At 62.0% G+C, this 24916-nt stretch carries 23 protein-coding genes and 1 pseudogene; 10 read left to right on the top strand and 14 right to left on the bottom strand.

The annotated features are described in order from the left end of the window. Positions 1-12: 12 nt before the first annotated feature. The 6 genes from GFM02_RS18380 to GFM02_RS18355 form a co-directional block, all read right to left on the bottom strand. Entirely contained in the window at positions 13-444 is a 432-nt protein-coding gene (locus GFM02_RS18380; protein ID WP_168273264.1) for an OsmC family protein, read from the bottom strand. Between the two features lie 124 nt (positions 445-568). Next, entirely contained in the window at positions 569-1348 is a 780-nt protein-coding gene (locus GFM02_RS18375; RefSeq protein ID WP_168322375.1) for an SDR family oxidoreductase, read from the bottom strand. Further along, a complete protein-coding gene (locus tag GFM02_RS18370; protein WP_168273266.1) occupies positions 1349-2239 on the bottom strand; it encodes an aldose 1-epimerase in 891 nt (296 codons plus the stop codon). It abuts the gene before it with no gap. Continuing rightward, positions 2236-3186, bottom strand: a complete 951-nt coding sequence (gene araH, locus GFM02_RS18365; RefSeq protein WP_168273267.1) for an L-arabinose ABC transporter permease AraH — start codon at positions 3184-3186, stop codon at positions 2236-2238. The genes GFM02_RS18370 and araH overlap by 4 nt, the downstream gene beginning before the upstream one ends. Before the next feature lie 17 nt (positions 3187-3203). After that, complete coding sequence (gene araG, locus GFM02_RS18360) at positions 3204-4709, bottom strand: L-arabinose ABC transporter ATP-binding protein AraG (protein ID WP_168273268.1); 1506 nt, start codon at positions 4707-4709, stop codon at positions 3204-3206. Positions 4710-4778: 69 nt separating this feature from the next. Next, positions 4779-5762, bottom strand: coding sequence for an arabinose ABC transporter substrate-binding protein (locus tag GFM02_RS18355; protein ID WP_168322374.1), 984 nt, complete (start codon positions 5760-5762; stop codon positions 4779-4781). A gap of 212 nt (positions 5763-5974) precedes the next feature. Here GFM02_RS18355 and GFM02_RS18350 point away from each other — a divergent pair, with 212 nt between their 5' ends. From GFM02_RS18350 to GFM02_RS18335, 4 genes are all read left to right on the top strand, one after another. Continuing rightward, entirely contained in the window at positions 5975-6730 is a 756-nt protein-coding gene (locus GFM02_RS18350; RefSeq protein WP_003543153.1) for a FadR/GntR family transcriptional regulator, read from the top strand. Positions 6731-6796: 66 nt separating this feature from the next. Further along, entirely contained in the window at positions 6797-7945 is a 1149-nt protein-coding gene (gene dgoD, locus GFM02_RS18345) for a galactonate dehydratase (protein WP_025396123.1), read from the top strand. A 153-nt stretch (positions 7946-8098) separates the two neighbouring features. Continuing rightward, positions 8099-8494 (top strand): DoxX family protein, encoded by a 396-nt coding sequence (locus GFM02_RS18340; RefSeq protein ID WP_130692781.1) that lies wholly within the window; start codon positions 8099-8101, stop codon positions 8492-8494. An 82-nt stretch (positions 8495-8576) separates the two neighbouring features. Beyond that, the gene (locus tag GFM02_RS18335) at positions 8577-9356 is read left to right on the top strand and encodes an SDR family oxidoreductase (RefSeq protein WP_168322373.1); all 780 of its coding nucleotides are present in this window, start codon (positions 8577-8579) and stop codon (positions 9354-9356) included. Between the two features lie 17 nt (positions 9357-9373). Here GFM02_RS18335 and GFM02_RS18330 read toward each other — a convergent pair whose 3' ends face one another. Continuing rightward, positions 9374-10591 carry an adenylate/guanylate cyclase domain-containing protein gene (locus tag GFM02_RS18330; RefSeq protein ID WP_168273271.1) on the bottom strand — a complete coding sequence of 406 codons (1218 nt, stop codon included), beginning with the start codon at positions 10589-10591 and terminating at the stop codon, positions 9374-9376. A gap of 64 nt (positions 10592-10655) precedes the next feature. Next, a complete protein-coding gene (locus tag GFM02_RS18325) occupies positions 10656-11681 on the bottom strand; it encodes a LacI family DNA-binding transcriptional regulator (RefSeq protein ID WP_168322372.1) in 1026 nt (341 codons plus the stop codon). A gap of 95 nt (positions 11682-11776) precedes the next feature. Between GFM02_RS18325 and GFM02_RS18320 the strand changes: the two genes are divergently transcribed. The 3 genes from GFM02_RS18320 to GFM02_RS18310 all read left to right on the top strand — a co-directional run bounded on the left by GFM02_RS18320 (position 11777) and on the right by GFM02_RS18310 (position 15031). Continuing rightward, positions 11777-12964: a phytanoyl-CoA dioxygenase family protein gene (locus tag GFM02_RS18320; protein WP_168273273.1), complete on the top strand. Its 1188-nt coding sequence runs from the start codon at positions 11777-11779 to the stop codon at positions 12962-12964. Between the two features lie 238 nt (positions 12965-13202). After that, entirely contained in the window at positions 13203-14024 is an 822-nt protein-coding gene (locus GFM02_RS18315) for an SDR family oxidoreductase (protein ID WP_168273274.1), read from the top strand. Positions 14025-14119: 95 nt separating this feature from the next. After that, complete coding sequence (locus tag GFM02_RS18310; protein ID WP_168322371.1) at positions 14120-15031, top strand: SMP-30/gluconolactonase/LRE family protein; 912 nt, start codon at positions 14120-14122, stop codon at positions 15029-15031. A 1-nt stretch (position 15032) separates the two neighbouring features. On the opposite strand, the gene GFM02_RS18305 is transcribed toward GFM02_RS18310, so the two are convergent. The 5 genes from GFM02_RS18305 to GFM02_RS18285 form a co-directional block, all read right to left on the bottom strand. Then, positions 15033-15782, bottom strand: a complete 750-nt coding sequence (locus GFM02_RS18305; protein WP_168273276.1) for a ThuA domain-containing protein — start codon at positions 15780-15782, stop codon at positions 15033-15035. A gap of 57 nt (positions 15783-15839) precedes the next feature. Further along, the gene (locus GFM02_RS18300; protein ID WP_020051753.1) at positions 15840-16922 is read right to left on the bottom strand and encodes an ABC transporter ATP-binding protein; all 1083 of its coding nucleotides are present in this window, start codon (positions 16920-16922) and stop codon (positions 15840-15842) included. A 19-nt stretch (positions 16923-16941) separates the two neighbouring features. Beyond that, positions 16942-17853, bottom strand: coding sequence for a carbohydrate ABC transporter permease (locus GFM02_RS18295; RefSeq protein ID WP_168273277.1), 912 nt, complete (start codon positions 17851-17853; stop codon positions 16942-16944). A 1-nt stretch (position 17854) separates the two neighbouring features. Continuing rightward, positions 17855-18742 carry a carbohydrate ABC transporter permease gene (locus tag GFM02_RS18290; RefSeq protein WP_018243685.1) on the bottom strand — a complete coding sequence of 296 codons (888 nt, stop codon included), beginning with the start codon at positions 18740-18742 and terminating at the stop codon, positions 17855-17857. 106 nt (positions 18743-18848) lie between these two features. After that, positions 18849-20141: an ABC transporter substrate-binding protein gene (locus tag GFM02_RS18285; RefSeq protein WP_168273278.1), complete on the bottom strand. Its 1293-nt coding sequence runs from the start codon at positions 20139-20141 to the stop codon at positions 18849-18851. Positions 20142-20343: 202 nt separating this feature from the next. Between GFM02_RS18285 and GFM02_RS18280 the strand changes: the two genes are divergently transcribed. The 3 genes from GFM02_RS18280 to GFM02_RS18270 all read left to right on the top strand — a co-directional run bounded on the left by GFM02_RS18280 (position 20344) and on the right by GFM02_RS18270 (position 24704). Then, positions 20344-21351 carry a Gfo/Idh/MocA family protein gene (locus GFM02_RS18280; protein WP_168322370.1) on the top strand — a complete coding sequence of 336 codons (1008 nt, stop codon included), beginning with the start codon at positions 20344-20346 and terminating at the stop codon, positions 21349-21351. 9 nt (positions 21352-21360) lie between these two features. Further along, entirely contained in the window at positions 21361-22359 is a 999-nt protein-coding gene (locus GFM02_RS18275; protein ID WP_168273280.1) for a LacI family DNA-binding transcriptional regulator, read from the top strand. Positions 22360-22460: 101 nt separating this feature from the next. Next, positions 22461-24704, top strand: a complete 2244-nt coding sequence (locus GFM02_RS18270) for a glycoside hydrolase family 2 protein (protein ID WP_168273281.1) — start codon at positions 22461-22463, stop codon at positions 24702-24704. 3 nt (positions 24705-24707) lie between these two features. Here the strand turns inward: GFM02_RS18270 and GFM02_RS18265 are convergent. Next, positions 24708-24916: pseudogene (locus GFM02_RS18265) on the bottom strand (sugar ABC transporter ATP-binding protein); the annotation flags it as partial.

Below are 24916 nucleotides of genomic sequence, written 5' to 3'. Positions count from 1 at the left end.
AGGCAACAGGAATCAGGCGACCTTGACGTCGAGTGTGATCGGAACGGAGGCGAGAGCCTTGGAAACCGGGCAGCCGGCTTTCGCCTTGTTGGCGAGTTCGGTGAAGGTCGCTTCATCGGCACCGGGAATACGGCCGGAGAGCGAGAGATGGATGGCGGTAATAGCAAAACCGCCCTCAACGCTTTCGAGCGTCACCTTGGCGGAGGTTTCCATATGCTCGGCGGTAAAGCCGGCTTCACCGAGGATCAACGACAGCGCCATCGTGAAGCAGCCGGCATGGGCGGCACCGATCAGCTCTTCAGGGTTGGTGCCGGGGATGCCTTCGAAGCGGCTTGCAAAGCCGTAGGGATAGTCCTTCAGGGCGCTGCTCTGCGTCGAGATCAGGCCTTTGCCGTCCTTGAGGCCACCCGTCCAATGGGCCGAAGCCGTGCGATTGATCTGCATGCCGTCCTCCTGTTTTCGATTGGGTTTTCAGAAAGCGGCGGGGCGCCAGCCTTCCCGATGGGCAATATAATGCTCTATCCCGAGAAGACGACAGGCATGTAAAAATAGCGGGGTCGAAACCCGTTCAAACGGGATGCTGCAGGACGCTGAGGCCGCCGTCGATTGTCAGGCAGGCGGCATTGATGAACGGGCACTCGTCAGAAATCATGAAAACAGCCGCCATGGCGATCTCCTCCGGGTTCGCGATGCGTCCGCCGGGATGCAGTTTCATCGTCTCGGCCTTTGCCGCCTCCGGATCAGGGAAGCCGTTCCAGTAATCGATCACCTTCTGCGTCGAGACATAGCCCGGCGCCAGCGCGTTCACGCGGATATTGCGGGCGGCATATTCGAGCCCCAAGGATTTCGTCATTCCGAGCAGGGCGTGTTTTGCCAACGGATAGGGAAATGTATGCGGGATGATGGTGAAAGCGTGCGTCGATGCGATGTTGAGGATGACACCGCCGCCCTGTTCGATCAGGCCCGGCAGCACCGCCTTGCAGCAATTCCATGCGCCCTTCAGATTGATGTCGAAGCAGCGGTTCCATTCCTCGTCCGTCGTCTCGAGCGGTTCGGCAAAGACATTGACCCCGGCATTGTTGACGAGCGCGTTCAGCTGTCCGATTTCTTCATTCGCCTGAGCGACCAATGTGGTGATCGTTCCGGCATCGGTAATATCTGCCGGCAGATAACCAAGCCGGCCGCCGCCGCTCTGAAGCTCTTTTGCCGCCTGCACCAGCAGCGCCGCATCGCGATCGACGAGAAAGACGGCAGCATCCTCCCGCATGAAAGCCTTTGCGATCGCAAGGCCGATACCCTGCGCAGCACCTGTTATCAGGATGTTCTTGCCTTGCAGGCGGCCGCTCATTTATCCCTCCTCCCGGTAAACCGGCAGCGCCGACATCAGGATCGTCACCGTGCCGGCAAGAGCCTCCCCCGGCACAAGCGGCGCGAGCCCACCGAAATCAGGCAGGTGATGGCCGTTCGGCAGGTGGCTCATCGGCTCGAGGCAGAAGAAGTCGCTCCGGCTGACCGGCATATACAGCATGAAGCGATCGAGCGCACCGTCGGCTTCCAGCGCCGCCTGAATTCCAAGTTCCGGCCAGACGATCGCAGCCCGCCCATTCCAGCCCTCGAAGGCATTGTTCATCCATCTCTGCGGCAAAAGCTTTTCGGATCTGAAATCGAAATAGTCCGGCAAAGGGCCAGGCATCTCCGGCAGATGGTCCGGCCGCTCGCTCCAATAGCGATCGGCCGCAATCGTCAGTCGCGTCTTTGGCGTGCGCGCGAAGAAGGGATGTTGACCGAGCCCGAAGGGAAGAGCGGTTTCGCCGCGGTTTTCCACGGAAAGTGTCAGCACCAGAGCATCGCCGGCGAGACGGATCTCCTGCCGGGTGAGATAGGCATAAGGTGAAACCCTGTCGGCGCCCCGGGAAAAGCAGAATTGCGCATGCTCCGCGCTGACATCTTCAAGCTGCCAGAGGCTGAGCCAGCCGTCGCCGTGCCGATAGAGCGGATCGGAAGTATTCGGCTGGAAGGCATAGTCGTATCCGGCAAAGGACATGGCGTTGCCTTCAACGCGGTTGCCGAACGGCACCATCGCGAAATTCGCCATCATTCCTTCAGGACCGCCGGCCGCCACGAGAAAGGGGATGCCTCGATAGGTCGCGGCGGTGACGGCCGCACCCCGACGGCTGACCCGGACGGCGAGATCGCCGTGCCTCAGTTCGATGTCATCGCCGATTTGTCCCTGGTTCATCCGCGCCGTCCCGCAGCCGAAGACCTCAAATTGTCGAGCAACACTGCGATCAGCAGGATCAGCCCACGGACCACATACTGATAGAACGCCTGGATATTCAAGAGGTTCATGACGTTTTCGGCGATGCCCATGATCAGCACGCCGACAATGACGCCGCTCATCGCCGCCCGGCCGCCGGCCAGCGAGACGCCGCCGAGAACGCAGGCCGAAATCACCGAAAGCTCAAGCCCCGTCGCCGCATTCGGCTGGCCGGAGGTGATGCGCGAGGCAAGCAGGATGCCGGCAATGCCGCAGACGAGCCCCTGCAGCGCAAAGATCCAGATGCGCATGTTGACGACATTGACGCCGGCAAGCCGCGAGGCCTCGGGATTGCCGCCGATCGCCAGGGTGTTCTTGCCGAAGACGGTGCGATTGAGCACGAAACCGAAGAGGATGAAAAGCATCAGCATGATCCAGATCGGCGTCGGCACGGTCAGGAAGCGCGACAGGGCAAGCTGGTAGAAGGCGGGATCGTTGATGCCGACGGCGCGGCCATCGGACGCGATCAGCGCCAGCCCGCGCACGATCTGCATGGTCGCAAGCGTGGTGATCAGTGCATTGATGCGAAAGCGCGCGATGACGATACCATTGACGAAACCGACGACGGCGCCGCACAGCAGGGCGGCGAGCAGCCCGACGGGAATGGAGCCCGTCGCATTCGAGACCATCACCGCGATCATGCCGGAGAAGGCGACGATCGATCCGACCGAAAGGTCGAAATCGCGCGACGCCAGGCAGAACATCATCGTGCAGGCGACGATGCCGATCGTGACGACCGACTGCAGCAGCCCCAGCATGTTTCGCTCGGTCAGGAAGTTCGGAACGAAGAGCGAGACGATCACGAAGGCGGCAGCAAAGATCACCACCAGCCCCTGTTCGCCGAGAAGAATTTTTTTCAACGAAATCATCGTCCGTATTCCTGGTCCTAAATAGTGCCTGCGGCGTTCTTGTCGGGAAGCGCTGCCGTCAGGATGCTGCGCTCGTCGAAGTCCTGGCGGGCGACGTTGGCCGCCACCCTGCCCTGGCACATCACCATGATGCGATCGGAGATGCCCATGACTTCGGGCAACTCGCTGGATATGACCACGATCGCCATGCCGCCGGCCGCAAGCTCGTAAAGAATTTCGTAGATTTCCGACTTCGCCCCGACATCGATGCCGCGCGTCGGCTCGTCGATGACCAGCACCTTGATCCCCTGCTCGGACAGCCAGCGGCCGAGAATGACCTTTTGCTGGTTGCCGCCCGAGAGGTTGATGATGTCCTGCTTGCGCGACGGCGTCCGCACCCGAAGCTTGGCGATGAACCGATCTGCCAGCGCCGCCTCTTGTCTCGGACTCAGAATGCCGAAGGGCGAAAAATGCCGGCGCGACGAGATCGCAATATTCTCCTCGATCGATCGTCCCTGGACGATGCCGTCGAACTTGCGGTCCTCGGGGCAGAGCACCATGCCGGCATTGATTGCCGCTTTCGGATTGTTCGGCGAAACGGCAACGCCGTCGATCGTCACCTGCCCTTGATGCCTAGTGTCGGCGCCGTAAAGCAGCCGCGCCATCTCGCTGCGGCCGGCGCCGATCAGGCCGAAGAAACCGAGGATTTCGCCCTGGCGGACGGAAAAGCTGATCGGATGGCGCAGCCTCGGCCCCGACAGGCCCTTGACCTCCAGCCGAACGTCGCCGAGCGGACGTTCGCGCCATCCCCAGACATTGCTGATCTCACGTCCGACCATTTCCGAGATGATCTGCTCGCGCGTGGTTTCGGCGATCTGAGGATGGTGGGCGGCAAGCTTGCCGTCGCGCAGCACCGTCAGGCTGTCGCAAAGACGAAAGATCTCGTCGAGACGATGGGAGACGTAGAGAATGACCGTTCCCTGCGCCTTCAACCTGTCGATGAGTGAAAACAGGATTTCGCTTTCACGCGAGGAAAGCGAGGAGGTTGGCTCGTCCAACGCGATCACCCGCGCATCGAGCATGACGGCCTTGGCGATCTCGACCATCTGCCGCGCACCGATCGAAAGCGAGGCGACCTTGGCCGACGGATCGACATCGATGCCGATCTCCTCGAGCTTCGACCGCACCGTCTCGATCAGCGCCTTCGAATGGATGACGCCGCCCTTGGCCGGAAAGCGTCCGAGCCAGAGATTTTCGGCGACCGTCAGCTCCGGAACGAGTTGCAGTTCCTGATGGATGACGATGACACCGGCATGGAAGGCGTCACGGACAGACGCATATTTCTGCTCCTCGCCATCAATGAGGATGCTGCCGCCATCGGCGGCCTGATCGCCTGACAGTACCCGGATCAGCGTCGATTTACCGGCGCCGTTTTCACCCATCAGGCCGTGGACGGCACCCTTCTCGACAGTGAAGGACACATTCGCCAGCGCCTGCACGCCGGGATAACCCTTGGAGATATTGCTGAATTCGAGGAAAGCCATCATCGCTCCGCCGAGAAGAGCCAGCGGCGCGCTGAGCGGCCGCCGGACGATATCATCTTGGAAGGACGATCACTCGATGCCAAGATCCTTGCGGACCTTTTCATAATCGTCGCGCAGTGCTAGGGAACCCGAGGTCAGCATCAGCTTTGCCGGCTCCTTGTCGTTGGCGATCCAGTCATACATGTTGAGCGCCGTCTCATAGCCGTGACGCTTCGGCGAGATGATGACGGTGCCGAAGAAGCCAGTCGCCGCCGGCTTCTTGAACTCGTTGATCGCCGATTCCGCCCCGCCGATGCCGACACCGATGACGTTGGCCGCCGGAATGCCGACCGATTCGGAAGCACGGACGGCGCCGAGGACGGCTTCGTCGTTGAGGCCGAAGGCGACCCAGTATTTCACGTCGGCATGTTTGTTGAGAACGGTGGTCGCCGCGTTGAGCGCTGCTTCCGTATCCGTCTTCGCCTGCGGCGCATCATAGATGTTTTCGGCCGGGAAGCCGGCGGACTTCAGCACCGAGATCGCACCATCGACGCGGTCGACGGCCGTTGGCAGCTGGTCATAGGAGACCCGCACGGCGCCGACATTCTTCATGTCCCAGCCGCGCTTCTTGATTTCGTCGACGATCGCCTGGCCGACGGTGTCGCCGATCTTGGTGGCTGAAATGCCCATATGCGGCACGTCTTCCAGCGGCTTGCCATCGGCGCTGACGAGGCGGTCGTCGACCGTCATCAGCTTCAGCTGGTTGGCTTCGGCCTTGGCGACGATGCCGGGGCCGAGTTTGACGTCGGGCGTGCAGATGATGAAGCCCTGCGCACCCTGGGCGCCGAGATTATCGATCGCCGACTGAACCTTCTCGCCGTCTTCGGCACCGATCTTGACGACGGTGAAGCCTTTTTCCTTGGCGGCTTGGTCGGCGAATTTCCATTCGTCCTGGAACCAAGGCTCCTCAGGCTGCTTGACGATAAACCCTATCTTGACGTCCGCGGAAAATGCCGAGCCGGCTGCCAGAATGGCGAAAGTGCCAGCCAGAATGGCTGCTTTGAACAAGCGCATGTCTCTCTCCCTAAACTCTCAAAAACCGAGCGCTGCCTCCCAGGCAACGTCCAATGAATTATGATAAATCATCATACCAGTCAATTGCCAATGTATGATGATTGGAATAATAGGATTATTGACGAGATGCCGGGAGGAAGCGTCGCAAAGCGGATCGAATTCGGATAATCAGGTTCGGTTGCCTAGCGCGCGAGACAGAGCGGAGAGGTGAGTTGGAAACAATCGAGCGACAGAGCGGGGCCGAAAGCCGCCGCATCGAGCGCCGCCCGCGCGTACGCCGCAACGTCACGGCGGCGATCGCTCAGGATATTTGTGCGGACCGCTATCCCGCGGGCTCGCCGCTGCCGCGCGAGAACGATCTCTGCGAACTCTACGGCGTCAGCCGCACCGTCATTCGCGAATCGCTGAAAGTGCTGGAATCCAAAGGCCTTGTCCGCGGCAAGCCGCGCATCGGAACCACCGTCTGCGATAAGGACGACTGGAACATCCTCGACGCTGACGTGCTTGAATGGATGGGTCCCTATATCAAGGATTTCGACCTGCTCGGCTGCATTCTCGAAGCCCGCCGCACCATCGAGCCGGCAGCCGCCGAATATGCCGCCGAGCGCGCCAGCGCCCAGGAGATCGCCGATCTCGACAATGCCTGGCGGCAGATGCGCGACAGCGCCCGCGACCCGGAAAGCTTCACCGATGCCGACGTCATGTTCCACACGGTGCTGCTCACCGCCAGCCACAATCAAGTCTTCCGCCGCCTGTCGAGCGCCATTCACGCGGCGCTGAAATATGCGCTGCATGCCTCCAATATCGGCGTCGAGAACCGCGAGGATGCGGTGCTCGTTCACGGCCAGCTGGTCGAGGCCCTGCGCATGCGCGACAAGGCTGGCGCCCGCGAATGCGCCAACCGCATGCTCGATCTTGCGGTGCGCGATCTTGCCGCCGCCGAAAAAGCGATCGGCAGAACGAAATGACCGATCACGACAAATCTGCGGACGTGCCGCCGATCGCAAACCCGGGAAGAGACTGAAAGAACAGCGATGAAGATCACCAAGCTCACCACCTATATCGTTCCCCCGCGCTGGCTGTTTTTGAAGGTCGAAACCGATGAAGGTATCGTCGGCTGGGGCGAGCCGGTCGTCGAAGGCCGTGCGCTCACCGTTCAGGCCGCCGTCCATGAGCTGGAAGACTACCTGATCGGCAAGGATCCTTTCCTGATCGAAGACCACTGGACCGTGATGTATCGCGGCGGCTTCTATCGCGGCGGCGCCGTCCACATGAGCGCAATCTCGGGCATCGACCAGGCGCTGTGGGACATCAAGGGCAAGGCGCTCGGCCAGCCGATCCATTCCCTGCTCGGCGGCCAGCTCCGTGATCGCATCAAAGTCTATTCCTGGATCGGCGGCGACCGTCCCTCGGATGTCGCCAACAATGCCAAGGAAGTGGTGGCCCGCGGTTTCAAGGCGATCAAGCTCAATGGCTGCGAGGAAATGCAGATCGTCGACACCAACGAAAAGGTGGAGAAGGCGGTCGAGACCATCGCCATCATCCGCGAGGCGATCGGCCCGCATATCGGCATCGGCGTCGATTTCCACGGCCGCGTCCACAAGCCGATGGCCAAGGTCCTCGCCAAGGAGCTCGATCCCTACAAGCTGATGTTCATCGAAGAGCCGGTGCTTTCCGAAAACAAGGAAGCGCTACGCGATATCGTCAACCACACCTCGACGCCGATTGCGCTGGGTGAACGGCTCTTTTCGCGCTGGGACTTCAAGCAGGTTCTGTCCGATGGCTACGTCGACATCATCCAGCCGGACCTCTCTCATGCCGGCGGCATCACCGAATGCCGCAAGATCGCAGCCATGGCCGAGGCCTATGACGTGGCGCTGGCGCCGCATTGCCCGCTGGGTCCGATCGCGCTTGCCGCCTGCCTGCAGGTCGATGCCGTCAGCTACAATGCCTTCATCCAGGAACAGAGCCTCGGCATCCACTACAACAAGGGCAACGACATCCTCGACTACATCTCCAACAAGGAGGTGTTCCACTATGCCGATGGTTTCGTCTCGATACCGCAGGGTCCGGGTCTCGGCATCGAGGTCGACGAGGCCTATGTCATCGAGCGCGCCAAGGAGGGCCACCGCTGGCGCAACCCGATCTGGCGGCATGCCGACGGCAGCTTCGCCGAATGGTGAGAGCGCATAACCCCGAAAATCGGAACCGATTTTCGGAAAGGATTGTGCGCAATTCAAAGTGATAGGTTCACGCAAGCGGCCCTTTTTCATTCACCGTGTAGGATATCGGGGGGCTCCTCCGTCATAATGGAAACTCAAAGAGGAGATTTCAGGATGGCCAGAGCAATCGCAATCATCGTCGCCCGCATCATCTTCAGCTTCGTCTTCTTCATGGCCGCCGGCTTCAAGTTCGCCGATATCGGCGCAACGGCGGGCTATATCACTGCTGCCGGCTTTCCGATGGCGACATTCCTTGCCTGGGTCGCCGCCTTCTTCGAGATCGCGCTGGCACTCGCTTTCATATCAGGGGCCTTCTTCACCGAGGCCAGCCTGCTCGCGGGCATCTATGTGATCTTCCTCGCTTTCGCCTTCCACGGCCCGTCCCATTGGCAGCAGAACCAGGCCGAATTCGGCTTCTTCATCGATCACTTTACCTTCCTCGCCGGTCTGCTCTTTGCCGCCGTCCACGGACCGGAGAGATGGGCGTTGAAGCAAACGCTTCTCAGATAACCGCGACGGCCCGCCTCCTTCCGGAACCAATTGCCGCGCCGAATAGTTGGCATGTCGGCAAAACCGCAAGGAGAGGCCGCCCATGGAGCTGAAGGGAAAGATCGCATTGGTGACAGGCGCCGGTTCCGGCATCGGCAAAGCGGCCGCGTTGCGGCTCGCTGCCGAGGGTGCAAAGGTCGCAGCATTGAGCCGCACCGCCGACGAGGTCGAAAAAACTTGCGCCGAGATCAAGGCCGCCGGCGGCCATTCGATCCCGCTGACGGCAGATACCAGCGACGAACCTCAAATGCGGGACGCCGTCGCGCAACTGACCGACACCTTCGACGGCCTCGACATCGTTGTCGCCAATGCTGGGATCAACGGTGTCTGGGCACCGATCGACGATCTGAGGCCGGATGAATGGGACACGACCATCGCCGTCAATCTGCGCGGCACCTATCTGACCCTGCATCTGACGGTTCCGCATCTGAAGCGCCATGGCGGGTCGATCATCGTCGTCTCTTCGATCAACGGCACCCGTACCTTTACCACACCGGGCGCCACCGCCTACACCGCAACCAAGGCGGGCCAGGTCGCCATGGTCCAGCAGCTCGCCCTCGAACTCGGTCGGCACGGCATCCGCGTCAATGCCGTCTGCCCCGGCGAGATCGAGACCAATATCGGCGCGAATACCGACAGCCGCCATCGCGAGGAGACGGAGGTTCCGGTCATCTGGCCTGAGGGCGACATCCCGATTGCCGGCGGCAAGGCAGGCAAGAGCGAGGACGTCGCCGAAACCATCCTTTTCCTCGCCTCCGACCGCGCCCGACACATCACCGGTACGCCGATCTGGATCGACGGCGGCCAGGGTCTGCTGCGATAGCCTTTTCAGTCGGGAACTCAGCCGTTCAGCCGGGCGCTGTCGAGAGTATACAGTTCCTGCGCGCGCTGCACGCCGCGCAACACATAACGCCCGATGCAGGCGAGTGATGCGCGCTCCTCCTCCGGTATCGCGGCGGCGAAATCGGAGGACATCAAGACGTTGAGATCGACCGAGCGGCAGATCGAGGCGATGCGGCTGACCTCGTTGACGGCAGGTCCGATGACGGTGAAGTCCAACCGGTCCTGGCTGCCGATATTGCCGTAGAAGACGTCGCCGATATGCAGGCCGATATAGACGTCGGTCGTCGCCCGGCCGTCGGTCGCACGCACAGCATTCAGCGTGGTCAGCTTTTCCCGCAGCAGCGATTCGGCGCTCAGCGCCGCACGACATGTCTCCGCCGGCACCGCACCCTTGAAGATGGCGAGCACACCGTCGCCGATCAGCTTCAGCACGTTGCCGCCGGACTCGTGGATCGCCGTGATCACCGCCTCGCTATAGTCGTTGAGCAGCGGGATGATCTCCTCCGGCGGCACGCTGTCGGAAATTTTGGTGTAGTTCAGCAGGTCGGAAAACCAGAGTGCCGCGGAAATCCGCTCCGATTTGCCGCGGCTGATCTTGCCTTCCATCACCTGGCGCGCGGCGTCCTCGCCGAGATAGACCTCGGCGATGGTGCGGGCGATACGCCCGAGCGCGATGCATTTGATCGCCAGCCCCAACACCGGCACCAGCTTGCGCAGGATGGCGAGGTCGTGATCGGAAAAGCCCTCCGGATGTTTCGTCGCGAAATGCGAGAAGAAGCAATCCATCTCGCCGATCGTGCCGGCCTCGGAAAAACGATGCATCATCGCCACATAGTCGGTGTGACCGGCTTCAGCGATCGTATCGAGCATGGAGAAATCGATCGGATCGCCGAAGCCAAGACGCCGGCGTATCTCCCGCTCGTTGCGAGACCAAAGATGATAGAAGGCCGAACGCTGCCAGTTCGACGCCGCTTCGCCCGAGATCGTCGGACCATATTCGAATTCGGTCTCGACTTCCTCGACGCTGTCCCAGCGGAAGGCGCGGCCCTCATGCACCGGATGCAGCGTATCCATCAGCGCCAGACCACGGTCGAGCGGCAGGCCGGCGTCCCGGCAAGCCGAGCAGAAACCGGTCATCAACTCGGCCTCTGAAGCGCCTTTCAGTCCCTGCTCCGTGATCCAGGCTGCAATCGTGCTGACGTCGCTGTAATCCATGCCGCTCACCTATACTCGCTTCAAAGCTGTAGCCCGAATTCGGCATCGAAGGAAGTCAATTGGCTCAATCGGCCGCGGGCATATTGTAGGGCGTGATGATTTCGACTGATGAAAGCGTGGGCGTAACCGCGCGCGGCAAGGCAGTCGCCCGGCTCATGATCGCCCGGAAGGCCGAACGCGCATCGGTTCTGAGATCATGATGCAGCACGAAGCCGATCCGACGCGCAGCAAGCAGGGCGCGATTATCCGCATCGAGATCATGGGCGACGAAGACGCGCACGGGACGTTTGGCCGTGTCGAAGGCCGCCAGCACCGCCCGGTTGCCGCCACCGATCGAATAGACGGCGTTGATGGCGGGGTCGGCCGCAAGCGCTGCCGCGGCAAGCGTTCCCGTCGCAGCATCGGTGCCGTGCCCCTCGCTGATTTCGGTAATGCCGATGTCGGGATAACGGCCGCGGATGACGCGACGAAAGCCGATTTCGCGCTCCTCCTCGCCACGGAACCGCCCGCTCGACAGCGTTACCAGCACCTTGCCGCCGCCAGCCCCGAGGAATTCGCCGATCAGATGGGCGGCGGTCTCTCCCGCCGCCCGGTTGTCGGCGCCGGCATAGGCGATGCGGGCCGAATTCGGCAGGTCGGTCACCAGCGTCACGACGGGAATGCCGGCCGCATCCGCCCGCGCGACGGCGGCAGCCACCTCGGCGACGTCAGCCGCCTTGAGCACGATGCCGTGCGTGCCACGCAGCCGGATGCGATCGAGAAGCTGCACCAGTTCGGCCGGCTTCATCACCTCGGCAAAATGGAACCGGCAGCGAAAAACATCCGGCAGGAAGGTCGCCATCTCCGCCTCGAAGGCGGCCCGCACCGCATCGCTGAAACGCTGCGGCGTCTCCATGACGATATCGATCGCCAGCATGCGGCCGCCGCCCATCGCCCCGGCTTGCTGCTTCTCCAGCTCCGCGATCGCCGCCTTCACCCGCATCTCGGTCTGCCGGCGCACACCCGGCCTGCCGTTCAGCACCCGGTCGACGGTCGCGGTGCTGAGCCCTGCCTGGAAGGCGATATCCTTGACGAGAAAGAGGTGTGCCATGCGATCGGCCTGATGGTTTTTTGATGGATTTCTGATCTATATCACCTGGCATCGCGGCGTATAGTGCCTCCATTGGAAAGAGGGAGGAGCCCCCCATGAAAACCGACAACCAGCAGAAACTGCGCGCCGACCGCGTCTGGCTGAGCGAAGACGCCTGCGATCTCGATGAGTTTCGCGCCCTTGCGGAAAAGACGACCACGCTTGCCGATTACCCCTCGGCGTCTGCGGTCGAAAAAAACGTGCTGATCTATGACAGCCGCAAGGTGATGACGGCGGCCGCGACGCCAGAAGCCCGACGCGCCATGTTGGCGGAAATCTGCGACGCTTTCGGCGAGGGTCCTGGTGTCGTCGTGTTCAAGCGCGCCTACGAAGACACCGGCATCATCGACCGCGCCAGCACGATCTTCGATGCGATCATCGAGGAACAGCATCGCACCGCGACCGGCGGCGGCGACCACTTCGCCAAGCCTGGCGCCAACGACCGTATCTGGAATTCGCTGGAAAAACATTGCCTCGCCGATCCGGCAAATTTCGCCGAATATTACGGCAACGTCATCATCGCGCTGGCCAGCGAAGCCTGGCTCGGCCCGAGCTACCAGATGACGGCGCAGGTCAACCGAGTCAATCCGGGCGGTTCGGCGCAGTCGGCGCATCGCGACTACCATCTCGGCTTTCAGTCCTCAAAGGTGATCGAGCAGTTCCCGGCGCATGTGCACCGGCTCTCGCCGGTACTGACATTGCAGGGTGCGGTTGCCCATTGCGACATGCCGCTCGAAAGCGGCCCGACGCTCTTCCTGCCGCACAGCCAGACCTATGTGCCGGGCTATCTCGCGCTGAAGCGGCAGGAGTTCCGGGATTATTTCGAGACCAACCATGTCCAGCTGCCGCTCGAAAAAGGCGACGTCGTCTTCTTCAATCCCGCCCTCTTCCATGCCGCCGGCACCAACCGCTCGGCCGACATCAAGCGTGTCGCCAACCTCCTGCAGGTCTCCTCCGCCTTCGGCCGGGCAATGGAAACCGTCAACCGCGAGAGGATGAGCGCCAGGCTGTTTCCCGCCTTGAAGGCCCTGCAGGGCAGGCTCTCGCCTGACGAAATCGCCAACGCCGTCGCCGCCTGCGCCGAGGGCTATTCCTTCCCGACCAACCTCGACCGCGACCCGCCGCTCGGCGGACTGGCGCCGAAGACACAGGCGCAGCTGATGCATGAAGCGCTGCGGGAAGGCTGGAGCGATGAAGCCTTTACGGCAGCACTTGCCGAGCAGGCGCAGAAGAAGCTGAGCTGATTTGGAGGCTGGAGCCCCCTCATCCGCCCTACGGGCACCTTCTCCCCGAGGGGAGAAGGGGAAATCGAGACGTTGCCGCGAATCTCTTCTCCCCAGCGGGGGTCCGAAGGACGGGTTGAGACCGGTGGCTCAACCCAGGCAAAGGTGCCCGTAGGGCGGATGAGGGGGCATCCGCACTGACATAAGCCTCTCGCACCCGCGGGAGACCATTCGTACGTCATCACAAAGGAGGAACCTCATGAGCACAGAGCACGGCCGCCTCGACGGCAAGATCGCCATCGTCACCGGCGGCACGCAAGGATTGGGTGCAACCATTGCCCGTCTCTTCGCCGAACGCGGTGCAAAGGGCATCGTCATCTGCGGCCGCAACGAAACCAAGGGCAAGGCGAAGGCGGCGGAGATTTCGGCTGCGACCGGCGCCAGGATCGTCTACGTCAAAGCCGACCTCGGCAAGGTCGAGGATGCACAGAATGTCGTGCGCGCCTGTGACGAGACCTTCGGCCGCGTCGACGCGCTGGTCAATGCCGCCGCCATCACCGATCGCGGCACCATTCTCGATACCAGCCCGGAACTCTTCGACGCCATGTTCGCCGTCAATGTTCGCGCGCCGTTTTTCCTGATGCAGGAGGCGGTGAAGGTCATGCGCCGCGAAAAGATCGAGGGTACGGTCGTCAATATCGGCTCGATGTCGGCCAAAGCCGGCCAGCCCTTCATCGCCGCCTATTGCGCCTCCAAGGGCGCGCTGGAAACGCTGACGAAGAATACCGCCTACGCGCTGCTGCGCAACCGCATCCGCGTCAACGGCCTGAACATCGGTTGGATGGCCTCCGAAGGCGAGGACCGGATCCAGCGTGAATATCACGATGCCCCCGCCGACTGGCTGGAGAAGGCGGCGGCAAGCCAGCCCTTCGGCCGCCTCGTCGATCCGCACGAGGTGGCGCGCGCCTGCGCTTACCTGTCGTCTTGCGAATCCGGTCTGATGACCGGCTCGGTCATCTGCTTCGACCAGTCGATCTGGGGCGCTTACGACGGCTCGCCGCATCCGGTCGCGGCTCTCTGACGAAACCGGAGTCCGGCATTTCCATCGCCGGGCTCTGGCACCTCCAGGTTTTTGCCGCTAGGAAAAGAACGGCAGCATTCAGGGAGGAAACCGGCATGGGCGACAATCCGCTTTACGACATCCGCGACGAACGCTTCGGTGCAATGGTCATCGGCAGCGCCGCCCTTGAGGAGCTTTACTCCGGCTGCCGCTGGACGGAAGGCCCGGTCTGGTTTTCCGACCTGAACTGCCTTCTCTGGAGCGATATCCCGAATGAACGCATGATGCGCTGGACACCGGATGGGACGGTCTCCGTCTTCCGCTCGCCCTCCAACTACGTCAATGGCAATACCCGTGACCGGCAGGGCCGGTTGGTCTCCTGCGAACATGGCGGCCGCCGTGTCACCCGCACCGAGACGGACGGCACGATCACCGTTCTCGCCGACAGCTACCAGGGCAAGCGGTTGAACTCGCCGAACGACGTCGTCGTGCCCTCCGACGGCGGGATCTGGTTCACCGATCCGACGTACGGCATCCTGTCGGATTACGAGGGCCACAAGGCCGAGCCCGAACAGCCGACGCGCAACGTCTACCGGATCGACCCCGCAAGCGGCGCGGTCGACGCCGTCGTCGAGGATTTCATCCAGCCGAACGGCCTTGCCTTCTCGCCTGATGAGACGAAGCTTTATATTGCCGATTCCGGCTCCGCAAAACATGACGTGCCGCGCCATATCCGCGTTTTCGACGTCATCGACGGCAGGGCGCTTGCCAACAGCCGCTATTTCTGCAGCCTCGAGGTCGGTCATCCCGACGGTTTCCGTTTCGATGTCGCCGGCAATCTCTGGACGAGTGCCTCCGACGGCGTGCACTGCTTTTCACCCGAGGGAGCGCTGCTCGGCAAGATCAGGGTGCCGCAGACGGTGTCCAACCTCACCTTCGGCGGCCCCAAGAAAAACCGGCTCTTCATCACTGCGACGCGTTCGGTCTATTCGATCTATCTCAAGACGACCGGCGCACAATATCCATAGATCAGGCCTTCGCTTTGTCGGGGCGGCCGTGCAGCGGCTCGGCCCGGTGCCAGTTTTCCAGGATGCGGCCATCGGTGTGTTTCTGCTTTGCCCAGCGGACGCCGTTCGAGATCACCTTGTGCACGGTCTTGTCGTGATAGATCGGATAGGTCTCGTGGCCGGGGCTAAAGAAGAAGATGCGCCCACGCCCGCGCTGGAAGGTGCAGCCGCTGCGGAACACCTCGCCGCCGGAATACCAGGAAATGAACACCAGCTCGTCCGGCTGCGGAATATCGAAGGGCTCGCCATACATTTCCGAGGCATTGACCTCGAAATAGGGCGGCAGCCCCTCGGCGATCGGATGCGAGGGATTGACCACCCAGACGCGCTCCAGGTCGCCTTCCGGCGTCTCCCGCCAGGACAGGTTGGCATTGGTGCCCATCAGCCGGCGGAAGAGCTTGGAATGGTGGCCGGAATGCAGCACCAGCAAACCCATGCCCTTCAGCACGCGCTGCTGCACGCGGTCGATCAGCCCGTCGCTGACCTCCTCATGCGCCATATGCCCCCACCAGAGTAGCACGTCGGTATCATCGAGCACGCTGTCCGGCAGGCCTTCATCAGGATCATCGAGCGTGCCGCGGCGAATTTCGAAATCGGGATGGGCAATGCCTGATGCGATCGCTCCATCGATACGATCAGGATAGATCTCCTGAACCTCTTTATGGAGCTGCTCGTGGCGTCCCTCGTTCCAGATGGTGACCTTGATTGTCATGGCATTCCTCGATGTTTGGGCCTCGATGTTTAGGTCTTGATGTGTCGGGCGAAATTGTCAGGCGGTTGCCGGACGGATGACCCGGCCGGCGGAATCGAACAGGTGGCAGGCGGCGGGATCGGCCGTCAGCGGCACGCGGTCGCCCGGCCGCACCGCGATATCGCCTTCGGCGCGCACCACGATCGGCTGCTGCTGCGAACCGACGGTCATGTAGGTCTCGACGCCGAGCCGCTCGACGATGACGACCTCGGCGGTGAAATGTCCCTGGCCCTCGGCTGCGATCTTCAGATGCTCCGGCCGGATGCCGAGCTTGGCCTCGCCCTGCGGCACCGCGCCGTCCGCATCGGCCAGGTCGAGCGAAAGCCCGATCGGGCTGTCGAGATGCAGCTTGCCGGTCATGGGCCGCGTCGCGGCGACGGGAATGATGTTCATCTTCGGCGAGCCGATGAAGGTCGCGACGAATTCATTGTCCGGCTGATGGTAAAGCGACATCGGCGCGCCCTCCTGTGCCACGAGACCCTTGTTCAGCACGACGATGCGGTCTGCCATCGTCATCGCCTCCACCTGGTCGTGGGTGACGTAGACGACGGTCGCCTTCAGCTCGCGGTGCAGGCGTTGCAGCTCAGCGCGCATCTGCACGCGCAGCGCCGAATCGAGGTTCGACAGCGGCTCGTCGAACAGGATCAACGCCGGTTTCTTGATGATGGCGCGGCCGATCGCCACGCGCTGGCGCTGGCCGCCGGAAAGGGCGGCCGGGCGGCGGTCGAGGTAATCGGTGAGCTGCAGGATTTCGGCCACAGCTTCCACCTGCCGGCGGATTTCCGCCTCCGGCACCTTCTTCAAGCTGAGCGAAAAGCCGATGTTTTCGGCAACGCTCATATGCGGATAGAGCGCATAGGACTGGAACACCATGGCGATGCCGCGCTTGTCGGGCGGCACGTCGTTGATGCGTTTGCCGTTGAGGATGAGGTCGCCCTCGTCGATGCCTTCGAGGCCGGCGATCATCCGCAGCAGCGTGGACTTGCCGCAGCCGGACGGACCGACGAAAACCGCGAATTCGCCGTCTTCCACGGTGATGTCGACGCCCTTGATGACCTCGAGCGCGCCGTAGAATTTGCGAACGTTTCTGAGATTGATCATCTGTTTCTCTTTCTTGATCTCAGCCCTTCACGCCGCCCGAAAACGTCTGGACGAGGAAGCGCCGCGCAAAACCAAAGGCGACGACGGCGGGCAGCAGATAGATGAATGCCAGCGCGGTCAGCAGGCCGTAATCGATCTCGTTGACGCGCAGGAAGGCGCGGAAAAGACCGAGCGGCAGCGTCTGCAGCTCCGGCGACGACAGGAAGATCAGCGGCAGCAGGAAATCGCCCCAGGCCGACATGAAGGCGAACAGCCCGGCAGCGGTAAGCCCCGGCAGCGCCAGCGGGATCAGCACCCGGCGGATGCGCTGGATGAGCGTCGCTCCATCCATCAGCGCCGCCTCCTCGTAGTCCCTCGGCAGCCCGTCGAAGAAGGTCTTCATGATCCAGAGCGCCAGCGGCAATTGCATCGTCGCCAGCACCAGGATCAGCCCGAGATAACCGTCGATGAAGCCGGTCCAGCGCATGATGTCGCGCGCATAGCTGCCGAAGATCGGCCTGAGCACTGCTGCTTCCGCATTGTTCAGCGTCAGCAGGAATTTGTAGAGCGGCACGACCAGCGCCGTCGGCGGCAGCACCCGGATGAGCAGGATCGCGTAGAGGAAGGGTAGCTTCCACCAGGCCCGGGTGCGCGACAGCGCATAACCGCCGAGCCCTGAAAGCACCATGACGAGCAGCGTCGCGCTAGCGACCACGAAGAGCGAGTTGAACAGCCACTTCGCCCCGTCTTCCTTGGCGAAGACTCTGATATAGTTAGCGAAGGTCCATTGCTCCGGCCAATGCAGGAAGAGCTGCGCGTTGCCGTCGAGCGAGGCGAGCAGCACCCAGAAGAAGGGCACGGCGCAGAAGATCGAGATCAGCGACAGTGTCGCATAGGCAATGAGGTCGGAGCGACCCTTGTTTGCAGTTTCGCTCGGGGAAACGACGGCCATGTCAGACCTCCACCTTCATGGCTCGGACATAGGCGATACCTAATATCAGCGAGATGACGAGCGCGACGACGGCGACCGCAGCACCATAACCCAGCTGGAACGCCGTGAAGGATTGGTTGTAGATATAGATGCTGACGACCTCGGTCGCCCCGCCCGGCCCGCCGCGCGTTAGCGCATAGACGAGGCCGAAGACGGCGATGGTGGAGACGGCCGAGATCAGCATGTAGAGCAGGATCGTCGGCATCATCAGCGGCAGGGTGATGCGGCGGAACATCTGCGATGGGGTGGCGCCGTCCATGCGGGCCGCCTCGTAGATCTCCGCCGGAATGGTGCTGAGGCCGGCCGTCAGCAGGATCATCGCCGTGGCGATGCCGCGCCAGGTGTTGACAACGATGATCATCGACAGCGGGAAGACCTGCAGCCAGTCGGCCGGCGTGATGCCGAAAAAACTGACAATGCGGCTGAGTGTGGCATTGTCGCCGCCCGCCAGCATTGAGATCCACATGAAACCGGCGACGACTTCAGGGGCTGCATTCGGCAACAGGATGATCGACGAGAACACCCGCCGAAAGCGGATCGGCCGGCGCAGCGCAATTGCCGAGATCAGGCCGAGCACGAACTGGCCGATCACCGCTGAACCGATGACGAAGACGAAGGTGACGAACAGGGAATTCCAGAACTTCGCGTCGTTGAAAAGCCGCGTGTAATTCCTGAGACCGACGAAGCGGGGCCGAAGGGCCGCGGCCCCGGTCAGCGCTTCATTGGTAAAGCTCAGATAGATCGAATAGAGGGCCGGATAGATGACGAAGGCCAGAAGCAGCACCAGCGATGGCAGCAGGATCAGCAGCCATTGCCGCTCGGCGCGCTTTTCATGAGAGTTTCGGGCCATGGAAGCTCACAAACCTTATCGATGGAACCGGCTTATCGAATGAAAGCGGGAAGACGCGGGCGTTGGCGCCGCGTCCCCGTCGTGGCGGAAGAGAGGGTGCCGGAACTTACTTGACCATGTCGTCGCCGAGCGTTTCCTTGACGTAGTCGACAAGGATCTTCTGGGCGCCGGCGGCATCGGTTTCCTTGCGCAGCAGCGCTTCGGTAGCGCGCGCCACACCTTCCGAGACCGTGCCGAAACCGGAGGCCTGTTTCAGAAACACGCCGTTTCCGGCGGCGGCATGGATCGGAACCAGTTCCGCCAGCTTCTTGAACTCGGCATTGTCAGCCGCATCCTTGCTGGCCGGGATGTTGCCGATGCGGGCGGCGTAGGAAACCTGCGTCTCGATCGAGCCGATCTCCATCAGCGCCTTGATCGCCAATTCCGTATTGGCCGACTTGGAATTGACGGCCCACGGCGCAGCGAGATTGGCAAGTACGTACTGGCCGCTGCTCTGGCCGGGAACCGTCCAGGTTCCCACAACCTTCGTTACGTCAGGGATCGGGTTCTTGCTCTCGCGACCCCAGTCGAAAATATAGCACCAGGAGCCGCAGGTGGTCGCGGCGAGCTTGCCTTCCGGGAACATCTGGTACTTCGGCACGACCCAGGGCTCAGGTCCGAGCAGCGGCTGCGTCGGCATCAGATCCTTGTCGATCAGTTCCTTGTAGACGTTGAAGACATCCTTGATGCCTTCGCCATTGAGATCGAGCTTGCCGTCGGCATCGACGAGCTGCGGCGTCTTGGAACCGACGAGCAGGTGCTGGAAGCCTTCGTCGAAGGCGCCGCTTCCCCAGGAGACGCCGGCCGGGAAGAGCAGGCCGTAGGCGCCGGTCTTCTGCTTGATCTCGACCGCGCGGTCGAGAAGTCCTTGCCAGGTCTTCGGCTGTTCGGTGGAGATGCCGGCTTTTTCGAGAACGTCCTTGCGGTAATAGATTTCCTGAATGCCGAGCATGAACGGCATCACATAGGTTTCGCCATCCGGGCTGACGGCAAGCTCCTTGGCGACGTCATAGAGGTTGGCGTAGCCGTCCCAAGCCTTGAACTCCTTGGTAACCGGCGCGAGGTAACCGGCTTCCACCATGTCGGCAACGGCAGCCGTGGTCGGGATGGAAAACAGGTCGGGCGCGTTGCCGGCGCCGAGCTCGGTCAGGAGCTTGGTAAGATAGTCCTTGTCGGGTGCCGGATATTCGATGACCTCGACGGTGACGCCATATTTCTTTTCGATCCGCTCGACCGTCGACTTCATCGCGTCGATGCCGGCCTGACCATGGTTTGCAATTCGGATTGTTTCTGCCTGTGCCAGCGTCGAAACCGCGCTCAGCAGAATGGCGCATAGGCCGCCAAGAACCATTTTCTTCAACGGAAGTCCTCCCTTGTGTAGAGACACGGCGCCCTCCAGCACCGGTTGTGAAAATGTACACGCATTCTTAGCACTGACAAGATGGTCTTTGAAAAGAATCGAAGGTGAGCTTTAATATGCTGATATTCCTTGTCTATTTAGATATTGCCATCGCCATATGGTTTGTGTAATCGTGTGCACAATGTATTCAGGGAGGAATTTCATGTCTGAGAAATTGCGCCTCGGCGTCATCGGCGCTGGCTTGAAGGCGGCAGAATATGCCGAGAGCTGGGTCAAGATGCCCGAGATCGAATTTGCTGCACTCGCCGACACCACGGCGGCGTCGCGCCAGCGCCTGATCGACGTCTGCCTCGCCGCCGGCGCACCCAAACCGAAGGGCTTCGAGGATTATCGCCAGATGCTTGCCGAATGCCGGGGCGAACTCGACATCGTCTACGTCTCGACCCCGCACGCCTTCCATGCCGAGCAGGCAACCGCCGTCGCCGAGGCTGGCCTCGACCTCTTCCTGGAAAAGCCGATGGTGACAACGGTTGCTGAGGCCGAGAGGCTGATCGCTGCGCAGAAAAAGAGTGGCGTCACCATCGTCACCGCCTTCCAGGGCGGCCTGTCGCCGCTGGTGCTCGACACGCGCCGGCGGGCCCTCGCCGGCGAATTCGGCGCGTTGATCGCCATATCCGGCATGATCTGGGAAAGCTGGTCGTCCAACTACGACGGCCATTGGAAGCAGCAGCCTGGCATCTCCGGCGGCGGCTTCATGTTCGATACCGGCGCCCATATGATGAACACGGTCTGCCTGCTCGCCAATTCGGATTTCGACAGCGTGTCGGCCTATATGAACAACCACGGCAGACAGGTCGATATCGCCACCGCCGTCTCCGCCCGGCTGAAAAACGGCGCGCTGGCGACATTGACGGCCGCCGGCGAAGGCCCTCCGGGCTGCGCCTCCTACATCACCTTCTTCTATTCGAAGGCGATCGTCCGCATCGACGCCTGGGGCGGCTGGCGCGAGATCAGTATCGGGCGTACCGCCGAGCCGCGCGAGGAAGCTGAGATTCTCGGCAACCCTATGAAGAATTTCCTCGCCATTCGTGAGGGAAAGATGGAAAACTCCGGCTCCGTTGAAATGGGCCTCAGATTCGCTAGGCTATGGGATGCAATTAAGGAATCGGCAGCGGCCGACGGCGCTTCCGTCAGGATCGTCGCCCAATAGGCGCTGAAGATGAGCGGTATGAGCAGACGGCGGATCACCTCGAAGGAACTGGCGAAACTCGCCGGCGTCTCCTCCGCCACCATTTCCCGCGCCTTCTCGCCGGATTCACGCATCGGCAGCGCGACGCGCGACCGCATCCTCGCCGTCGCCCGTGAACATGGCTACCAGCCGAACGCGATCGCCCGCTCGCTGAACAACCAGCGTTCGCGGCTTGTCGCGCTCGTCGTCAATGCGATCGGCAACCCTTGCGAGGCCGAGGAGCAGCAGCTTCTCGTCCACCGTCTGCAGGCGAGACAATTGCTGCCGATCATCCTCTGCTGCGCCGATCATTCCGACCGGCTGCAGCTGATGCGCCTTGCCTCCACCTATCAGGTCGATCACGTCGTCGTCTTTTCCGACATGGTGTCGATGCAGGATGCGGTCGACATCTTCCATACGACGAAGCCGATCATCGTCTCCTTCGAGCCGCTCGACAACGAAAGCGTCTCCAGCATCCGCATCGACGGCGCTGAGGCGGCCGACGAGATCATCGATAAGATCGTCCGCGACGGCAAGAAGCGTTTTGCCTACCTCTCCGGCACCAATTCAAGCTGGATCGACAAGCTCCGGCGAAAATGGTTCGTCGATGCGCTAGCCAAGCGCGGACTTGCTTTCGAGGCACAGGCCTTCGGTGACTACTCCTATGATTCCGGCTTCAAGGAAGCCGTGCTCCTGCTGCACCGGGATAAGGTCGACGCCATCATCTGCGGCAACGACGTCATGGCGATCGGCGCACGCGATGCGGCCCGCCGGGTGCTCGGCAAGAACACCCCTGATGATATTGCCATCGTCGGCCAGGACGGCATTGCCATGGCCGCCTGGGATTGCAACGACCTCACCACGCTGAGCCTCGACCACGTCGCCTTCATCGATGCCGTCGTCGAATTGATCGAACGCCATGACGCCGAGATCGAAGGCCCGCACAGCATCACGCTCACCTGCACCGCCCGCTGGGGCTCAACCGCCTGACCGCGCACATACCCATTGCATCAAGGAGGAATACCATGACTCAATTTTCACGCGCCGAAAGGCGCCGTACCGTCCCTGATGCCGTAACCGGGAGAGCCTGAATGCGTTCCGTCGTTTCCTTCAACGAAGGCTGGAGTTTCCATGAGGGCTTCGGCCAGCGTTTGCTCGAAGCTTTCGATGCGGCCAAGTCGGTCAGTCTGCCGCATACCGCCGTCGAACTGCCCTTCAGCTATTTCGACGAGACCAGCTATCAGCGCGCCTTCACCTATCAGAAGGTGCTGCGCTGGCTGCCGGAATTCGAGGGCCGCGAGGTCTCGCTCGTCTTCGACGCCGCCATGGCCGACAGCGTCGTTTATCTGAACGGCGAAGAAATCATTGCCCATAAAGACGGCTACACCCCCTTCGAGGCCCGCCTCACCGGCAAGCTCGTCAAGGGCGAGAACCTCGTCACCGTCAAGATCGACGGCAGCGAGAACCCAGACATTCCGCCTTTCGGCGGCCGCATCGATTATCTGACCTATGCCGGCATCTACCGCGACGTCTGGCTGAAGGTCACCGACCCGGTCTCGATCCGCAATCTCAAGATCGAAACCACTGACGTTCTTCGCCCGGAGAAATCGGCGACCATACGCGTCGACATCGCCAATCCTGAGGGCCGCAGCTTCTCGGCGACCGTCACCGCCACGCTGAAACAGGCCGACGGCACGGTGGTCGCCACTGCCGCGACCGAAACGATCGGCAGCCGCACCACGCTCTCGTTTGGCGGCCTCACCGGCATCGCCCTCTGGGACATCGCCGATCCCACGCTCTATGACGTCACCGTCGAGCTCAGGACCGAACACGGCTCCGACCGTGTCTCGACTAGGTTCGGCTTCCGCACCGCCGAATTCACGCCGGAAGGGTTTCTCCTCAACGCCAAACCGCTGAAGCTGCGCGGCCTCAACCGTCATCAGGCCTTCCCCTATGTCGGTTATGCCGCCGGCCGCTCCGCCCAGGAGCGCGACGCCGACATCATGAAGACGGTGCTGAAGTGCAATATCGTCCGCACCTCGCATTATCCGCAGTCGAAATGGTTCCTCGACCGATGCGACGCAATCGGTCTGCTGGTTTTCGAGGAGATCCCCGGCTGGCAGCATATCGGCGATGCCGAATGGCAGCAGGAATCGATCGAGAACGTCCGCCGCATGATCGAGCGCGACTGGAACCATCCCTCGATCATCATCTGGGGCGTGCGCATCAACGAATCGCAGGATAATCACGATTTCTACGCCGAGACCAATCGCCTCGCCCGTGAACTCGACAGCACCCGCCAGACCGGCGGCGTGCGTTATCTCACCGAGAGCGAGCTGCTCGAAGACGTCTACACGATGAACGACTTCATCCTCGGCAATGAAGAGCTGCCGGGCGCCAACCGCCCGCGCACCGCGCTGCGCGCCCAGCAGGAAAATACCGGACGGTCGCACAAGGTGCCGTACCTCATCACCGAGTTCAACGGCCACATGCACCCGACGAAGATTTATGACCAGGAGCAGCGTCAGGCCGAGCATGTGCGCCGGCACCTGGAAGTGCTGAATGCCGCCTATGGCGATCCCGATATCTCCGGCGCCATCGGCTGGTGCATGTTCGATTACAACACCCACAAGGATTTCGGCTCCGGCGACCGCATCTGCTATCACGGCGTCATGGACATGTTCCGCGAGCCGAAATTCGCAGCTTTCGCCTATATTAGCCAGTGCGACCCTTCCGAGGAGATCGTCATGAAGCCGGTGACCTTCTGGGCGCGCGGCGAACGCAATATCGGCGGCGTGCTGCCGCTGATCATCCTGACCAACTGCGACGAGGTGGAGCTGCAATATGGTTCGCTCAGCAAGCGCATCGGTCCGGACCGCGAGAACTACCCGCATCTGCCGCACCCGCCCGTTGTGCTCGACCATCGGCACTTTACCGCCGATGAGCTTGGCACCTGGGGTCTCGAATGGATCGACGGCACCTTCACCGGTTATATCGGCGGCGAGCCGGTGGCCAGCCTGACGCTGATGGCCGATCCGCTGCCGACGACCCTGGAAGTGGTTGCCGATAGCCTTACGCTGAAAGCCCGCGAACGCGACAGCACGCGCGTCATCATCCGCGCCCTCGACCAGCGCGGCCAGCGCCTGCCTTTCATGAACGACAGCATTTCGCTGAAGGTGCACGGCCCGGCAAGGATCGTCGGCCCGACCAATGTGCCGCTGCAGGGCGGCACCGCCGGCTTCTGGCTGGAGGCGACGGGCTTCACCGGCGAGATCACCGTCGAAGCGGTTTCGACGCGTTTCGCGCCGGTGTCGCTCGGCGTGACGGCCGCCTGACCCTCACGCGATCCGCGCCTGGCTATTGGGATCGAAGAACACGGCCTTGTCGAGATTGAAGGCGAGGCGGGTGTTTTGTCCTGGGGCGATGCCGGTATCGGCGCGCAGGCGGGCGACGACGGATTTGCCGCCGAGCTTGGTGACGGCGAAGGTGTCGGAGCCGGCGGGTTCCACCACCTCGATCAGGCAGTCGCCCTCGGTCAGCGAGCGCG

It is taken from the genome of Rhizobium leguminosarum bv. viciae, assembly GCF_012276115.1.
In the GTDB taxonomy this organism is placed as follows: Bacteria; Pseudomonadota; Alphaproteobacteria; order Rhizobiales; family Rhizobiaceae; genus Rhizobium; species Rhizobium leguminosarum_T.
This window is presented reverse-complemented; position numbering and strand designations above follow the sequence as displayed.

What these genes read in the sequence shown, in the direction of transcription:
- GFM02_RS18380 (WP_168273264.1), bottom strand. Translation starts at nt 444, where the DNA reads ATGCAGATCAATCGCACGGCTTCGGCCCATTGGACGGGTGGCCTCAAG.
- GFM02_RS18375 (WP_168322375.1), bottom strand. Translation starts at nt 1,348, where the DNA reads ATGAGCGGCCGCCTGCAAGGCAAGAACATCCTGATAACAGGTGCTGCG.
- GFM02_RS18370 (WP_168273266.1), bottom strand. Translation starts at nt 2,239, where the DNA reads ATGAACCAGGGACAAATCGGCGATGACATCGAACTGAGGCACGGCGAT.
- araH (WP_168273267.1), bottom strand. Translation starts at nt 3,186, where the DNA reads ATGATTTCGTTGAAAAAAATTCTTCTCGGCGAACAGGGGCTGGTGGTG.
- araG (WP_168273268.1), bottom strand. Translation starts at nt 4,709, where the DNA reads ATGGCTTTCCTCGAATTCAGCAATATCTCCAAGGGTTATCCCGGCGTG.
- GFM02_RS18355 (WP_168322374.1), bottom strand. Translation starts at nt 5,762, where the DNA reads ATGCGCTTGTTCAAAGCAGCCATTCTGGCTGGCACTTTCGCCATTCTG.
- dgoD (WP_025396123.1), top strand. Translation starts at nt 6,797, where the DNA reads ATGAAGATCACCAAGCTCACCACCTATATCGTTCCCCCGCGCTGGCTG.
- GFM02_RS18340 (WP_130692781.1), top strand. Translation starts at nt 8,099, where the DNA reads ATGGCCAGAGCAATCGCAATCATCGTCGCCCGCATCATCTTCAGCTTC.
- GFM02_RS18335 (WP_168322373.1), top strand. Translation starts at nt 8,577, where the DNA reads ATGGAGCTGAAGGGAAAGATCGCATTGGTGACAGGCGCCGGTTCCGGC.
- GFM02_RS18330 (WP_168273271.1), bottom strand. Translation starts at nt 10,591, where the DNA reads ATGGATTACAGCGACGTCAGCACGATTGCAGCCTGGATCACGGAGCAG.
- GFM02_RS18325 (WP_168322372.1), bottom strand. Translation starts at nt 11,681, where the DNA reads ATGGCACACCTCTTTCTCGTCAAGGATATCGCCTTCCAGGCAGGGCTC.
- GFM02_RS18320 (WP_168273273.1), top strand. Translation starts at nt 11,777, where the DNA reads ATGAAAACCGACAACCAGCAGAAACTGCGCGCCGACCGCGTCTGGCTG.
- GFM02_RS18315 (WP_168273274.1), top strand. Translation starts at nt 13,203, where the DNA reads ATGAGCACAGAGCACGGCCGCCTCGACGGCAAGATCGCCATCGTCACC.
- GFM02_RS18310 (WP_168322371.1), top strand. Translation starts at nt 14,120, where the DNA reads ATGGGCGACAATCCGCTTTACGACATCCGCGACGAACGCTTCGGTGCA.
- GFM02_RS18305 (WP_168273276.1), bottom strand. Translation starts at nt 15,782, where the DNA reads ATGACAATCAAGGTCACCATCTGGAACGAGGGACGCCACGAGCAGCTC.
- GFM02_RS18300 (WP_020051753.1), bottom strand. Translation starts at nt 16,922, where the DNA reads ATGATCAATCTCAGAAACGTTCGCAAATTCTACGGCGCGCTCGAGGTC.
- GFM02_RS18295 (WP_168273277.1), bottom strand. Translation starts at nt 17,853, where the DNA reads ATGGCCGTCGTTTCCCCGAGCGAAACTGCAAACAAGGGTCGCTCCGAC.
- GFM02_RS18290 (WP_018243685.1), bottom strand. Translation starts at nt 18,742, where the DNA reads ATGGCCCGAAACTCTCATGAAAAGCGCGCCGAGCGGCAATGGCTGCTG.
- GFM02_RS18280 (WP_168322370.1), top strand. Translation starts at nt 20,344, where the DNA reads ATGTCTGAGAAATTGCGCCTCGGCGTCATCGGCGCTGGCTTGAAGGCG.
- GFM02_RS18275 (WP_168273280.1), top strand. Translation starts at nt 21,361, where the DNA reads ATGAGCGGTATGAGCAGACGGCGGATCACCTCGAAGGAACTGGCGAAA.
- GFM02_RS18270 (WP_168273281.1), top strand. Translation starts at nt 22,461, where the DNA reads ATGCGTTCCGTCGTTTCCTTCAACGAAGGCTGGAGTTTCCATGAGGGC.